Source organism: Candidatus Neomarinimicrobiota bacterium, assembly GCA_012964825.1.
GTDB lineage: Bacteria > Fidelibacterota > Marinisomatia > Marinisomatales > S15-B10 > UBA2125.
The window spans coordinates 1-14387 of sequence record DTTI01000075.1 but is presented as its reverse complement, the minus strand read 5'-3'; the positions used below and the strand labels follow the sequence as shown (position 1 = coordinate 14387).

The window sequence follows — 14387 nt, the reverse complement described above, 5'->3', positions numbered from 1 at the left end:
AAAAAATAGAGTATCCCAACCGCGAAGAATTCTTGGGAAGGGTAAGAAACATCGGAAAAAAACGGGCAGATTTTGTGAAAGTTACATTTTTTCTCTGGGCCTCCACAACAGATCCCTTAGGTGTTGGCGGAGCCATGGTCGACGGTGCCACCACCAAGTTCACCACAGGCGTGATCAGCGATGCATCGCTGGAACCGGGACAGATGGGGACATACCGCGTTGTGGTGGAAAAACAGAAAAGTACCAGGATATCCTACCGCACCAATGAGGTGACTTGGCGAGATTATAAAGCCAAGGAATAGATTTAGGAAACGGGCTCAGTAAGCCCAGCCATTTTCATCCAATTATCGAGTCTTACCTGTGGGATTCTGTATTCCCTGTATACTTTTGTAGTGTAACCGGTTAGGTTCACCCTATTGCCGATGGTGACGAACAGTATCCTGAATGAGTGATCAGGATCATCTACGATCTGGGCAAGGGTAGGGACAGGAACGGAAACATTCCATTCAAAACTCACCAAACCTTCATCTTTAAAGTCCTCACTTTTCGATGGAACACTATCTCTCACACATTCCATCAGAACAGTTCCAGCGGAACTGACAATTTTGAATCCCTCAATGGGAAAATTGTACTCCCCTGAAAAAGTAAACTCAAATGCGGGATTTACTTTCCCTTTCTTAACGAGCTTAAGTTGAAAATCTGAAACCAGGTGGCCGTGATACTTCTCAGCTGTAAACCTGTTCATGTCCAAAAGAAAACCGTAGTTCTCAGCCAAGACATCACCCTTTCGGGAAGATTTAAACTCCACTTCATAAAGAAGAGCCCAGTATTCAGGCGTGTTCAAGAAATTATCGAGGATTACCTGGCGGTACGCTTCGATAGCATCATCCAGCTCTTTCAAACGTTTTACGCCCGTTTTGTTCGCCTCGGCAAAGTCTTTCTGGAGTTGTTTAAAACGGTCATATTTCACAGCATTCGTCTTGATACCGTCCATGGTGGCGACGTGACTGATGAGGTCTACCCGAGCTGTCCTGAGGTCAATCAACGCCTTTCTCGAAGCATCCAATTTTAAAGCAATATCAGAAAATGACGACGTTAACTCAAGGTAAGGTGAGTTAACATCAGTAAAACCGGCAGGTATGCGGGCCATGAGCGACACATAACGGAGACTGTCTTCCATAAGTCCCGCTTCTTCTTCCCGAATGCTGACATCAAGAGAGACAATGCCTGTCTCCATATCTTTAAGCACATCCTTGAACTCAGCAATAAGTTTGTTTAAATCATCCAGTTTCCCTCGCTGTTGTTCAAGAACTTCAGGTTTTGCTTCAAGTCGTGTTTCAAGTTTTGTCTGCCTATTTTGGATATCATCAAGAGTTTGACGGGCGGTTTGTCCTTCTTCCGGCTCTGTTTTTCCTGCCAGAAATTGATCAAAATGTGCGAGAGTCGCCTGAAGAGAATCCTGATAGCTATTGTACTCATCTTGCATGGACATCAGTTGTTTTCTAACCAAATCACCCCCTGTAAAAATTGGGTAGGTTTCAATCCCCGCAGACACATCTAAAAACTGAGCCTCAATTTTTTCCGCTGCCTGATGATTTTTCTTAACTTCTTTAGTAAAAGAACGGAGTTTCTTATCTAAATCATCCCTAGCGTCTGCCACCTCTTTTCTGAAATCATCCATGCCACGGCTCATCTGCTCCAGCTTTTCCCGCTGAGCTTCGAGAGTAGCCGGTGATGCCTCGAGACTTGAAAGAAGTTTCACACGCTCATCGTTGATTGCATCAATGGATTCCCAAACCGTCCCTTCCTCACCAGGGCTGGCAGCACCGGAAAGGAAATGTCTGATCTGCTTGTGAATATTCTCTAGAGTCGTTTGATTACCAGTGTACTCTGATTGCATTGATAAAAGCTGTTCTCGAATCTTGTCTCCTTCTTTGGAAAACGGGTATTTTATTAGCCAGGTTGAAACATCTTTAAACTCTGATTCAACTGCTTGAGTTGACTTCCGGTTACGTTCTACTCCGCGGGAAAATGATGACACCTGTTTTCCCAACTCTTTTTGAAGCTCAGCAACCTTTTCAGATCGCTCTAGAATATCCCGCAGGAATTGATCCAAAGAAGGCACTTTGGCAAAATCTTCCTGGACCGAAGTCAGAATTGCCTCTAATTCATTGGCAAGGCGTTTCGCCTCAGCAAACTCATCATCTTCAGTCGTGATCTTATCTTTTCTTTTGAAGACACCACCAAACATTTTTTCGTAAGCAGCACCATTTTTTTTGAATAAGGGTTCAGCTGTATTAGTTCTTTTTACAATATCGCCGTAGGATGTGTATTGCTCTTTTAGATAAAGATAAATAGGCGAATTTTGTGAACCTGTCGGAAACTGTTTTTTTATAGCTCTCTCAATACTTTTGAAAGAACTTTCCGTTTCTTTTACAGCGGCAAGGGCATCTTTGACACGTGCGCTAAACTGATCCCTGCTGTAGGTCTGCGCAGATAGAGGTGTTAGGAGAAAAAAGAATAGGCCGGTGAATAAATACCGGAAAGTCCGGCAAGCCTTAAGACTTGGGGCTATGTTGCCCCCATGAGTGTGACCATGATCGCTTTCTGGACATGCATCCTGTTCTCAGCTTCATCAAATACAATGGATTGAGGGCTATCGATCACATCATCCGTCACCTCATCGCCTCGATGTGCTGGAAGACAATGGAGAAAGTAGGCCTTTTCACCAGCAGCCTCCATCAGTTCTGAATTGACCTGGAACGGCTGGAATATTTTCGCCCTTTCTTCCGTTTCTTCTTCCTGCCCCATACTCGTCCAGACGTCTGTATAGATAACATCAGAACCTGATACAATCTCAAAAGGGTCGTGGGAGATAACAATTTCACTCAAGCCGGTTGAACGCGTCTTTTCAACCAGTTCCTGGTTAGGGTCATACCCTTCCGGACACGCCAGCCCCAACTGCATAGGCAGTCGCTGAGCGAGAAAAAGCCATGAGTGAAAAACATTATTCCCATCTCCGATGAATGAAATCTTCAGATCATCCAGATGACCCCGGTGTTCTAGCACAGTAAAAATGTCAGCCATGACTTGGCATGGATGATTGTAGTCCGTTAGACCGTTAATGACCGGTACAGTGGCATGCTCAGCCAGTTGGATAACATGCTCATGATCGAAAACACGTGCCATGATCAGATCGTTATAGCGGGAGAAAAGCTTAGCCAGATCCTTCACCGCTTCACGTTTCCCTAGTCCCACATCAGCCGGTCCTAAAAAAAGCGCATGTCCGCCGAGATGGCACATGCCGGTCTCGAATGAGACGCGGGTCCGGGTCGACGGTTTCTGAAAGATCATGGCCAGCGTTTTACCCTTGAGAAGATGGTGAGGCTTCCCTTTGTGAGTCTCCTTTTTCAAGCGGGCGGAAAGATCAAAAATTGCGCGAATCTCTTCCGTTAAGAAATCTGTAATGTGCAGAAAATCCTTATTCAACGATCTCTTTAATTTGGATTAGAGAATATACCTACTGAGGTCCTGATTCTGCACAATCTCCGACAGTCGACCCACGACCATCTCTTTCGTGATCGAGACAGACTCCGACGCAACTTCCGATTTTTCAAACAAGATGTCCTCCAGGAGAGTGGTCATAATGGTATGTAAGCGCCTTGCACCAATGTTTTCCGTTGAATCGTTCACCTCTGTGGCGATTCTGGCGATGGCATCAATAGCTCCCTTGGTGAATGTCAATTTTACCCCTTCCGTCTCCAAAAGAGCACAGTACTGCTTAATGAGTGCGTTTTGGGGGTGAGTCAGTATCTTTACAAAATCTTCTGAATTTAGGTTGTCCATTTCAACGCGGATGGGAAAACGGCCTTGAAGTTCCGGAATCATATCGGACGGTTTTGAGGCGTGGAAAGCCCCGGCAGCTATGAAAAGAACATGATCCGTCCGAACAACCCCATACTTTGTATTAACATTACTTCCCTCAATGATAGGAAGAATATCGCGCTGGACCCCTTCCCTTGAAACATCAGGGCCTGAACCAGCATTACCGCCAACAACCTTATCAATTTCATCAAGAAAAACTATTCCCGAATTTTCCACTCTTGACCTCGCTTCCCGAATCGCCTCATCATGATCAATGAGTTTTGATAGCTCCTCCTGAGCCAATATCCTCCTAGCTTCCGATACAGTGGTGCGTCTCTGTTTTCTCTTTTGTGGAATGGAACTGCCAAGCATTTCCTGGAGATTCATCCCCATCTCCTCTAGTCCAACAGAGCCAAAAATCTGCATCATGGGCATTCCTTCATTAGAAATGTTGATTTCCACCACTTTATCTTCAAATTTTCCCGCCATCAATTTATTTCGCAGTTTATCCCTTGTTCGTAGCTGCCGCTCTAGAACCTCCGGATTGTCACCCTTTTGACTTGCGGCACCGTTGATGGGAAATAGAAGATCCAATAATCGCTCATTGGCAAGGTTCTCCGCCTCTTTAGTAACAGTTTTTTTCATCTCAGACTGCACCATGGAGACAGCAATATCCATGAGGTCCCGGACAATGGATTCTACATCACGGCCAACATAGCCCACTTCCGTAAACTTGGATGCTTCAACCTTAATGAATGGTGCGTCAGCAAGGTTTGCAAGCCGCCTGGCGATTTCCGTTTTTCCTACGCCTGTGGTGCCTATGAGAATAATATTGTTCGGAACAACCTCTTCCCGCATATCTTCAGAAAGCTGCTGGCGACGCCAACGGTTTCTTAGAGCAATAGCCACAGATTTTTTAGCATTCTCCTGCCCGACAATATACTTGTCGAGCTCAGAAACGATCTCTTTTGGCGTTAGATCCTTCACTTCAGTTCCATCACAGTAATGTGATGATTTGTATAAATGCAGATATCTGCGGCTATTTCAAGGCTCCGCTTCACAATCTCTTTGGGGGAATTGATCTTACAACTGAGCAGCGCCTGAGCAGCGGCCTGTGCATACCCAGCTCCTGATCCGATAGAGATAACAGAGCCGTCCGGTTCAATAATGTTCCCATCACCTGAAACAAGGTAACTGTGTTCCTTGTCCATAAGAGAAAGTAGTGCATCCAGGTGGCGGAGGTACTTGTCCGTGCGCCACTCTTTTGCCAGTTCCACCACTGCTCTCTGAAGCTGCCAGTTGTACTCTTCCAGCTTTTCTTCAAATTTACCAAAGAGCGTGAGGGCGTCAGCCGCAGCACCCGCAAAACCACCGAGAATCAGTTTCTTGTCCCCTTCGAACTTTCTCACTTTTACAGCCTTCTGTTTAAGAGCCATGTCACCAAAGGTGATTTGACCGTCTCCTCCCATGGCGGCACCGTTCTTCAGCCTTACACCCAGGATTGTAGTGGCTCGTACGTTCACTTCTTCCCTTTCATTAAATCCAGGAGTTCCGAATTGGTGGAAAGGATGAGTGTTGTCCTATCATCGATCACTTTCTGGTATGCCTCCAATGTCCGGACAAACGTGTAGAATTGGGGGTCTGACTTAAATGCGCTAGCGTAGATTTCCACCGCACTAGCATCCCCTTCACCTTTAATTTCTTGCGACTGTTTATAGGCCTCAGCAAGAATAATGGTTTTTTCCTTGTCTGTCTCGGCACGGATTTTTAGGGCTTCTTCCTCACCTTCCGACCTGTACTGTTTCGCCTGTCGTTCCCGTTCGGCGATCATCCGATCGAAAACAGCTCTCTCATTCTCCTTAGAAAGGTCCGCTCGCTTGATCCGGACATCATGAATGTCGATCCCGTATTCCACTAGTTTTTTCCGGGTTTCTACTGTAACAATTTCCATGATTTTTTCGCGCCGCTTGTCAACGATCTCCGTCAGGTTGTGTTTGCCCAGTTCCACCCTCAGTTCAGAGTAGACGATGGGATCAATTCTGTTCAGACCACCGTTGATCGTTCTCACAGCTTTGTAGAACATCAGTGGATCGCCAATGCGCCACCGGGCGTAGTTGTCTACCTCAAGCCGCTTTTTATCAAGGGAGAGAATGGCTTTCGGCTCTACATCGTATTCCAAAATCCGGTTGTCGAACTTAACCAACTGCCGCCATGGCATTTTGAAATGCAATCCTGCTTCGATCACAGGTTTATCGACCGGTCGGCCAAATTCAATAATAATGGCCTGCTCAGTTTCATCAATTGTGTAAGCTGTGATAAAAAGAGTAACAGCTGCCACCACCAGAACAATTAATCCTGTAATTCTCATTTTTTCACCCCCGTTTTCATTACACCACCAAGATTTCCCAATGGCAATATATTTAATAGATTCCCAGCCTCTTCGTCGAGGATAACTTTATCAATACCCGGAAGAATTTGCTCCATGGTTTCGAGATAAAGCCTTTTTTCCGTCACATTTTTCGCTTTGCGGTATTCAGCAAGAACAGAAAGGAATCTTGACGCATCACCTTCCGCTCTTTTGACACGCTCTTCCCTGTAACCTTCCGCCTCTCGGATCATTGTCACCGCTTCACCCCGAGCTTTCGGGATAAGGTCATTCTGATAACCAAGGGCCTGGTTAATGAGCTGCTCTTTCTCCTCCTTGGCGCTCTGAACATCCTTAAAAGCAAAATCCACTTCCTGGGGAGGATTTACATCCTGAAGCTGAACCTGCCGAATATCAATGCCGCATTTGTAATCATCCAGCATTTGTTGCAGCAACAACTGAATCTCATCCATGATCTCTGCCTTCTTTTCAGTGAGAGGGTCATCGATGGGGTGAGATCCTATGGTTTGCCGCAAAGCTGATTCAGTAGCATCCTTGATGAGCTCTTCTACGTTTCGGACATTGAACAGATACTGGGCCGCATCCTTGATCTTGTACTGAACTCTCACCTCTACAAGGAGGATATTTTCATCCCCTGTCAGCATTTTCGCTTCCTTGAGAATTCTGCCGACAGAAATCTGTTGTACCTGCGTCACTTTGGGCAGGTCAACTTTTTCAATGGGATAAGGGAATTTGAAGTGAAGACCGCTGGGCTCTGTCCTCACCCATTTGCCGAAACGGCGGACGACGCCTTCTTCATCTGGGCCCACTATAAAAAAGGCGCTCAAGACAAACCAGGCACCTACGACTAATAGCAGGATTGCAAGTCCACCAATGTTGAACGTTGGTATTGTGATCTCTTGATCACCCACCATTATCTTTCTTGCCATCTTTCAGTTCTCCTTTATGGTTTAATTACGGTAAAGCCCGCCTCAAACGGGCCACTGGAATCTTTAACTTTTCACGATACTTCGCAACTGTTCGTCTTGCGATGAGATATCCCTTTTCCTTCATCATCTCTGCTAATTTGTCATCAGAGTTCGGATGTCCTTTGTTTTCGCTATCGATAATTTTCTTGAGCACATCCTTTACCAGTTTAGTAGAAACTTCTTCACCACTCTCAGTTGTCATCCCTTCGGAAAAGAAGTGTTTCAGTTCAAAAACTCCCCACGGTGTCTGAACATATTTCCCTCGTGTCACACGGCTGACGGTGGAGATATCCATCTCAATTGCATCGGCAATATTTTTCAAGATCATGGGACGGAGGGTTGAAGTATCTCCGCTGAAAAAGGCATCTTGCCTATTAATGATGGCATTCATCACTTTTATCATGGTTAGTTGCCTTTGCTGAACGGCTAGAACAAACCACTTTGCTGACTCTACTTTCTTCTTCAAAAAAATTTTCACATCACTACTGTTCCCGTTTTTTGCCTTCAAGAGGTTCCCATACAAAGAAGAAAGGCGAATATCAGGAAGATTACCATCATTCACAGATACCAGAAGTTTGCCGTCCACTTCCTCCACAAGCAGATCAGGAAGAATGTAGTCGGCATCTGAAGTTGGCGACCCTTCGCCGGGCTTGGGATTGAGCCGGGAAATGACATCAAATGCTTCTTGGAGTTCATCCCGGTTACAGGTCAGCTCCTCCTTCAGCCGCTCGAATCGGCGGTTGGCAAAATCTTCAAACTTTTCCGTAATAATTTTGTACGCTAAATCATTATCCCCGCTCAACTCGAGCTGGACAGCCAGACACTCCTGAAGATCACGGGCAGCAATCCCCGGTGGCTCCATCCGCTGGACAATCCGGAGCATCTGTTTCACATCGCTCACCTCGGCGTCAAGCCTGTCTGCGATAAGGTCAATTTCGGTGCCCAAATAGCCCTGCTCATCAATGTTCCAGATGATAGACTTCGCAATGGCACGGTCGGTAGAGGAGATATCCAGCAGGTCGATATGCTCCAGCAACCTTTCCACCGGCGTTAGCACCTCCATGATGGGCACTTCCCTCTCTTTCTTAGACCTGTCGTACGGTCCCTCTGTCCTCTCCTCATCTTCAGAATTCAGAATTTCGTCCCAGTCTACATCCTCTTTGGACTCTTCTGATTCAGAATCTGATTCAGTCTGTTCAGGATCACTGATCTCCAAGGCCGGATTCTCCTCCAGCTCCTTATAAATTCTCTCTTCAAGATCAACACTATTCATCTGCAAAAGGACCGTCTGAAGTATCTGCTGAGGCGACAGCTTTTGACGTTGTTCCAGAGTTTGTGACAGTTTCGACATCAGTTCAGTGTAAATCTTGAGCCAAGGTAAAGTTTACGTGTTTCTTCATCGTTGGCCAGAAATTCAGAAGTCCCCGATTTAAGGATCTGACCATCATACAGAAGATATGCCCTATCAGTAATAGAAAGCGTCTCCCGAACATTATGATCTGTTATAAGTACTCCGATATTGCGATCACTGAGGCTTTGAATAATATTCTGGATATCTTCTACGGCAATGGGATCAATGCCGGCAAAAGGCTCATCGAGCAAAATAAAATCAGGATCAATGACCAAAGCTCGGCATATTTCAGTTCGGCGGCGCTCTCCACCTGAAAGCTGGTACCCTTTGTTTTTTCTGATCTCAGTTATGGACAAATCATTGAGTAAAGTCTCCAGCCGTTCTTCTCGTTCGCTCTTGGAAAAATTGGTCAACTCCAGTACGAGACGAATGTTGTCCTCCACAGATAATTTCGTAAAGATGGAAGGTTCCTGAGAAAGATAACCGATACCTCTTCGCGATCTCTGATACATGGGGAGGTCGGTAATTTCATCATCTCCCAAGTAGACCGAGCCGCCTGTTGGCCTTATCATCCCGGTAATCATATAAAATGAGGTTGTTTTGCCGGCGCCGTTAGGCCCAAGGAGGCCTACAATCTCGCCTTTTTTCAACTCCAGACAGACGTCCTTTAAGACCGTTCTCTTCCCGTAATTCTTTATGAGATCTTCAGTTCTAAGAATGACACTATTTGACTGCGAACTCATTTCTCCCGTCCCGTAACCCCCCACGGTTTTAAAATCTTCCAGTGATTGAGGTCCACATCCGATTCAAAGCCGACGCCGTAAAGCGTGTCATTTGTCTCAGTGGTCAGCATAACAGTATCATTTGATGTGATCTTTTCCAGCTTATTGTCCCAGTAAAGGGAATCTGTGAAAAGTGTTACACCGCTGTCTGAGACCACCACAACGTTTCCGATAGCAAGGAGATTATCAGTTTTCTCATAGACAAAGGCCCGTTCTGATTTCAGATTGGACATATGCTCTTCCTCGATGGAGAAAAAATCAGCATCTACATTTCCTTCCAAAATCACTTCTTTTTTTTCGGCATATTTCGCCATATGTCCTGATTTGACAACCGCTCGTTTTTTAGCTTCACGCGTAAGAATGATAGTAGGGTTCCAACTCTCCTGATCAACAAAATCATCCTTGCTTCCCAGTGAAGCATCACTGTCGGATCCTCCGCAACCTGAAAGAGATGCCATCAGAACCAACGGAACTATGATCTTCACATTACTCCTGCTTTTAAAATATCATGAATATGAACCAAGCCGTTAGGAGCCAAATCCTTTTTTTCAGACTCATAGACAAGCAGAGAAGTAATTGCATGCTTTTCCATGATTTTCAGTGCGTTGATGGCAAGTGTATCGGCTGATACCCATCTTGGCTCTTCAGACAGCACCAGTGATTCTGCTGTTTTATTAAACAAGTCGCTGTCTTTTTCAAAAGCCCGGCGAATGTCACCATCAGTGATAATTCCGCACAGCTGACCTTCATCATTTAATACAACAGCGACGCCGAGGCGTTTTTCACTAATGGTGAGGAGCGTGGACTTTACGTCAGTGGAATCTGTGACGATGGGAAGATCATCACCAGAATGCATGATTTCCTGGACAGTGAGGAGGAGCTTTTTCCCAAGAGAGCCGGCGGGATGGAGTTGTGCAAAATCCTCAGTTTTGAACCCACGCTTTTCGAGGAGTGCAATGGCCAAGGCATCTCCCATGGCCAGCGTTGCTGTGGTACTGGCAGTGGGTGCAAGTTCCAGTGTACACGCTTCTCTCTCAACACTCACATCCAAAGCGATATCCGCTTTATTGCCTATGGTAGAATCGGTTCGCCCCACAAGTGCAATAACAGGCACGTTCAGTCGTGCAAAGATTGGTAGGAGCTGGATAATTTCATAAGTCTCACCACTGTTTGATACGGCAAGAGCTGTATCCTGTGAAGTCACCATACCGATGTCACCGTGGACAGCTTCACTGGGATGGATGAACTGTGCGGGCGTGCCGGTGCTGGCGAATGTGGATGCAATCTTCTGTGAAATAAGACCCGACTTACCCATGCCAGTAACCACAACCCGACCACTTCTATCAAAGACCAGTTCCACCGCTTTGTCGAAGTCTTCTCCGATCCTTTTTGCCAGCAACGTAAGTGCCTCCGATTCGATCTGGACGACATTCCGGCCGATATCGATGTTCTGTTTGTTCTTACTCATGTTTTGATGCAATTCTGTCCTTGATGGTTTTGAGTGTTTTTTCGTAGAGGCCCTGACCCTTCAGGATCAGTTCCACCGCCTCGCGAAATGCTCCCTCTCCGCCAACAGTTTCCGTACAGTGGTGAGCGATCTCTTTGATAAAAGGGTGTGCGTTGCGAACAGCTATTGCCATGCCTACTTTCTCCATAACATCCGCATCGATAAGATCATCGCCAATGTAAGCTACCTCATCATCCTTGAGGTCATACTTATGGCAGAGCTCCTCATAAATTCTCAATTTGTTTAGTTTTCCCTGGTAACAGTCTTCATCAATTCCCAATTCTTTCATTCTCGATTCTGTGGCAGGAGAGTAACGCCCCGAGATGACAGCAAGTTTCAACCCCGCAGCTCGCGCAAAGGCCACAGCGGCCCCGTCAAGGACACTGAATCGTTTAAACTCGACACCGTCGTTCCCCAGATAGATGGAGCCGTCCGTCAATACGCCGTCCACATCGGCGATGAGGAGCTTGATCTTTCGCAGACGCTGTTCAACGGTTTTGCTCATATCAAGAAGCAACTACCTCCCTAATTCGAGCCAGTGAGGAGATCAATTCTTCCGTTCTTTCAAGAGGCCACTGGGTGGCAGCATCGCTTTTTGCACCATCAACATCATCATGGATTTCCATGAAAAGAGCGTCACAACCAGCGGCTACTGCAGCCCGAGCCAAAAGCGGGATCATCTCACGATCCCCTCCCGAGCGGTTCCCCGCTGCACTGGGATGCTGGGCACTGTGAGTTGCATCAAAAACAACCGGATAACCAGTTTTTTTCATCATTTCAATTGAACGCATGTCGGATACGAGATTGTTGTAGCCGAAAGAAACACCACGCTCTGTGAGCAATATCTGACTATTCCCGGCATTTTCTATTTTTTCAGTAATAGCACCCACATCTCCCGGCGCCACAAACTGCCCTTTTTTTACATTGATGCATTTACCGGTTTCGGCGGCCGCCACCAGCAGGTCCGTCTGCCGGCAAAGAAATGCCGGGATCTGGATCACATCCGCCACTTCGCTCACAGGTTGCGCCTGGTCAGGAGCATGAATATCTGTCAAAACGGGGACACCTGTCTCACTTCTGACTTCAGCGAGAATCTGTAATCCCTCATCCAAACCGGGCCCTCGGAATGAATCGCCGGCGGTTCGGTTCGCTTTGTCGAAAGATGACTTGAAAATAAACGGTACGGCGAGTTTGGAAAAAATCTCATTTAATGCAGCAGCCATTTTCAGGCTGTGGTCGCGCGATTCTATGACACAGGGACCAGCGATGACAGGCATGGCATCGGCACCGAAAACGACGCTGTCAACAGTTATGGTCATTGTGAGTTGTTGTGGGTTACAGCTGCTTTTACAAAATCTCGAAATAGAGGGTGGGCACGGTTTACGCGGCTTTTTAACTCGGGATGGAATTGACTCGCCACAAACCAAGGATGATTGGGTAATTCAATGATTTCTACAAGATTCAGGTCTGGGTTTATGCCACTTAAGATCATGCCATGCTTCTCCAGCACTTTCCGGAATTTGTTATTTACTTCGTAGCGATGGCGATGCCGCTCTGAGACCATTTTCTTCCGATAAGCCTTATAGGTTTTTGTTCCTGATTTAACTTCACAAGCGTAAGCACCAAGACGCATAGTAGCACCTTTACGTTTTACTTTTTTCTGCCCGTCCATGAGATCTATGACAGGTTCACTGGCTCGCTTTTTGAATTCGGTACTGGTAGCCTTTTTCAAGCCACAGACATGGCGGGCGAATTCGATGACAGCTGTTTGCAATCCGAGACAGATCCCTAGATAAGGGACCTTTTTTTCCCTCGCATACTTTCCTGCGAGAATCTTTCCTTCGGTACCACGATCACCGAAACCTGGCAGTACCAATATGCCATCAACACCAGCGAACTGTTTATTACACTTTTCATCTGAGACAAGTTCCTCTGAGTTGATCCATTTAATAGAAACACGGGCGTCATTTTCCACACCGGCATGGACGAACGCCTCTAGCACGCTCTTGTACGCATCGGGGAGTTCTGTGTATTTCCCACAGAGAGCAATGGTGACCTCGTGACTAGGATTCTTGAATCGATCCACGAACGCTTCCAATTTGGCAATGTTAGGATTCGCGCCATCAAGGCCCAGCTGTTGGGCAACAAGTTGACCAACTTTCTGCTCATGGAAAACAAGAGGGATCTCATAAATGCTTTTCACATCTCTCGCTTCAACAACATGCGAGGTTGGCACACTGCAAAAGAGTGAAATCTTCTCTTTCACAGATTTAGGGACTGGAAAAGATGACCGGCAAAGAATCAGGTCGGGCTCAAGACCGATCTCTCTCAATTTCATTACACTGTGTTGTGTCGGTTTTGTTTTTAACTCTTCACTGGCTTCCACGAACGGCAAAAGGGTCACAAGGGCAATAAATACATTCTCCCGTCCCTTTTCCAAGCGGATCTGTCGAATGGTCTCCAGGAATGGTAAACTTTCAATGTCACCGACCGTACCCCCAACTTCGGCTATAACTGCATCAAACCGTCTCGGTTTATTCATTTCGTACACGCGTCGTTTAATCTCATCCGTGATATGTGGAATAACCTGAATCGTTTGACCTAGGTAATCTCCAAGACGCTCCCTTTTCAGAACAGCCTCATACACCTGGCCCGTGGTGGCGTTGTTGTTCTTGCTCATATCCACATCGATGAACCGCTCGTAGTGCCCCAGATCAAGATCCGTTTCAGAACCGTCATCCAGAACAAACACTTCGCCGTGCTGATAGGGGTTCATGGTACCGGGATCTACGTTAAGGTAAGGATCCAGCTTCATAATGGTGACAGATAGACCTTTGCTCTTCAACAGATAGCCGATGGATGCGGAGGTAATTCCTTTGCCAAGTCCGGAAATGACACCACCCAATACAAAAATGTATTTCGTTGGTCTTTTAGGCAATGATCTCAGTCTCCTTCAATTTTTCAAGGTCTTCCGGTCTGTTTATCCCCACAGAGTCAAGATCGGTAATTACCACCGAAATGGGTATCCCGTTATCCAAAGCTCTCATCTGCTCAAGGTCCAGAGATTTCTCGTTAGCGGATCGAGCCATTCCGGCAAACTCGATCAGAAAATCTCTTTTGAATCCGTAAATGCCCAGATGTTTGTAGCAATAATCCCCAGGCATCTGGCTGGCGGGCACCCTGAAAAAACCGACCGCATTTCTGTCTTCTCCAACTTGGACTTTAACAATATTAGGGTCATTCCAATCCTCATCAGACAGATTTGTAGAAGCAACAGTAGCCATGGGTGTTGTCGGTTCTGTCTGAAATTGTTCCATAAGAAGATTAATGATCTCCGGCTCTATGTAAGGCTCGTCTCCCTGAATATTGATAAAAATATCACCGCTGACAGATTCAGCAACTTCAGCCACTCTATCAGTGCCGGAGCGGTGGTTCTCGGCTGTCATCATGACATGTATATTTAAATCCTCCATTGCCTTTTGAACAGCAGGATGATCAGTTGATACAATAACCTTATCAAGTTGTGAAG

Annotated in this window: 15 protein-coding genes and 1 pseudogene (1 of these 16 running past the window's edge); 2 read left to right on the top strand and 14 right to left on the bottom strand. The window is 46.2% G+C overall.

The window, feature by feature from the left end:
* Both EYO21_07400 and EYO21_07395 read left to right on the top strand, forming a co-directional pair.
* Positions 1-9, top strand: a pseudogene (locus EYO21_07400) (hypothetical protein) (it extends 1425 nt beyond the left edge of the window).
* 65 nt (positions 10-74) lie between these two features.
* Positions 75-302 carry a hypothetical protein gene (locus tag EYO21_07395; GenBank protein HIB03628.1) on the top strand — a complete coding sequence of 76 codons (228 nt, stop codon included), beginning with the start codon at positions 75-77 and terminating at the stop codon, positions 300-302.
* Between the two features lie 2 nt (positions 303-304).
* On the opposite strand, the gene EYO21_07390 is transcribed toward EYO21_07395, so the two are convergent.
* The 14 genes from EYO21_07390 to EYO21_07325 all read right to left on the bottom strand — a co-directional run.
* Positions 305-2251, bottom strand: coding sequence for a hypothetical protein (locus EYO21_07390; GenBank protein HIB03627.1), 1947 nt, complete (start codon positions 2249-2251; stop codon positions 305-307).
* A 320-nt stretch (positions 2252-2571) separates the two neighbouring features.
* Positions 2572-3489: an ornithine carbamoyltransferase gene (gene argF, locus EYO21_07385; GenBank protein ID HIB03626.1), complete on the bottom strand. Its 918-nt coding sequence runs from the start codon at positions 3487-3489 to the stop codon at positions 2572-2574.
* Positions 3490-3507: 18 nt separating this feature from the next.
* Positions 3508-4851, bottom strand: coding sequence for an ATP-dependent protease ATPase subunit HslU (gene hslU, locus EYO21_07380; GenBank protein ID HIB03625.1), 1344 nt, complete (start codon positions 4849-4851; stop codon positions 3508-3510).
* Positions 4848-5387: an ATP-dependent protease subunit HslV gene (gene hslV / locus EYO21_07375; GenBank protein ID HIB03624.1), complete on the bottom strand. Its 540-nt coding sequence runs from the start codon at positions 5385-5387 to the stop codon at positions 4848-4850. The genes hslU and hslV overlap by 4 nt, the downstream gene beginning before the upstream one ends.
* Positions 5384-6232, bottom strand: a complete 849-nt coding sequence (hflC, locus tag EYO21_07370; protein ID HIB03623.1) for a protease modulator HflC — start codon at positions 6230-6232, stop codon at positions 5384-5386. Before hflC ends, hslV begins: the two co-directional genes overlap by 4 nt.
* Positions 6229-7179, bottom strand: coding sequence for an FtsH protease activity modulator HflK (gene hflK, locus EYO21_07365; protein ID HIB03622.1), 951 nt, complete (start codon positions 7177-7179; stop codon positions 6229-6231). Before hflK ends, hflC begins: the two co-directional genes overlap by 4 nt.
* 25 nt (positions 7180-7204) lie before the next feature.
* The gene (gene rpoN / locus EYO21_07360) at positions 7205-8569 is read right to left on the bottom strand and encodes an RNA polymerase factor sigma-54 (GenBank protein ID HIB03621.1); all 1365 of its coding nucleotides are present in this window, start codon (positions 8567-8569) and stop codon (positions 7205-7207) included.
* The gene (gene lptB / locus EYO21_07355) at positions 8569-9312 is read right to left on the bottom strand and encodes an LPS export ABC transporter ATP-binding protein (GenBank protein HIB03620.1); all 744 of its coding nucleotides are present in this window, start codon (positions 9310-9312) and stop codon (positions 8569-8571) included. The genes rpoN and lptB overlap by 1 nt, the downstream gene beginning before the upstream one ends.
* Positions 9309-9836 (bottom strand): LPS export ABC transporter periplasmic protein LptC, encoded by a 528-nt coding sequence (gene lptC / locus EYO21_07350; protein ID HIB03619.1) that lies wholly within the window; start codon positions 9834-9836, stop codon positions 9309-9311. The genes lptB and lptC overlap by 4 nt, the downstream gene beginning before the upstream one ends.
* Positions 9833-10819 carry a KpsF/GutQ family sugar-phosphate isomerase gene (locus EYO21_07345; protein ID HIB03618.1) on the bottom strand — a complete coding sequence of 329 codons (987 nt, stop codon included), beginning with the start codon at positions 10817-10819 and terminating at the stop codon, positions 9833-9835. The genes lptC and EYO21_07345 overlap by 4 nt, the downstream gene beginning before the upstream one ends.
* Positions 10812-11363 (bottom strand): HAD-IIIA family hydrolase, encoded by a 552-nt coding sequence (locus EYO21_07340; protein HIB03617.1) that lies wholly within the window; start codon positions 11361-11363, stop codon positions 10812-10814. The genes EYO21_07345 and EYO21_07340 overlap by 8 nt, the downstream gene beginning before the upstream one ends.
* A 1-nt stretch (position 11364) precedes the next feature.
* Positions 11365-12177 (bottom strand): 3-deoxy-8-phosphooctulonate synthase, encoded by an 813-nt coding sequence (locus tag EYO21_07335; protein HIB03616.1) that lies wholly within the window; start codon positions 12175-12177, stop codon positions 11365-11367.
* Positions 12174-13796, bottom strand: coding sequence for a CTP synthase (locus EYO21_07330; protein HIB03615.1), 1623 nt, complete (start codon positions 13794-13796; stop codon positions 12174-12176). The genes EYO21_07335 and EYO21_07330 overlap by 4 nt, the downstream gene beginning before the upstream one ends.
* The coding region (locus EYO21_07325; GenBank protein ID HIB03614.1) for a 3-deoxy-manno-octulosonate cytidylyltransferase at positions 13789-14387 on the bottom strand (599 nt) is incomplete at its 5' end. The genes EYO21_07330 and EYO21_07325, both read right to left, overlap by 8 nt.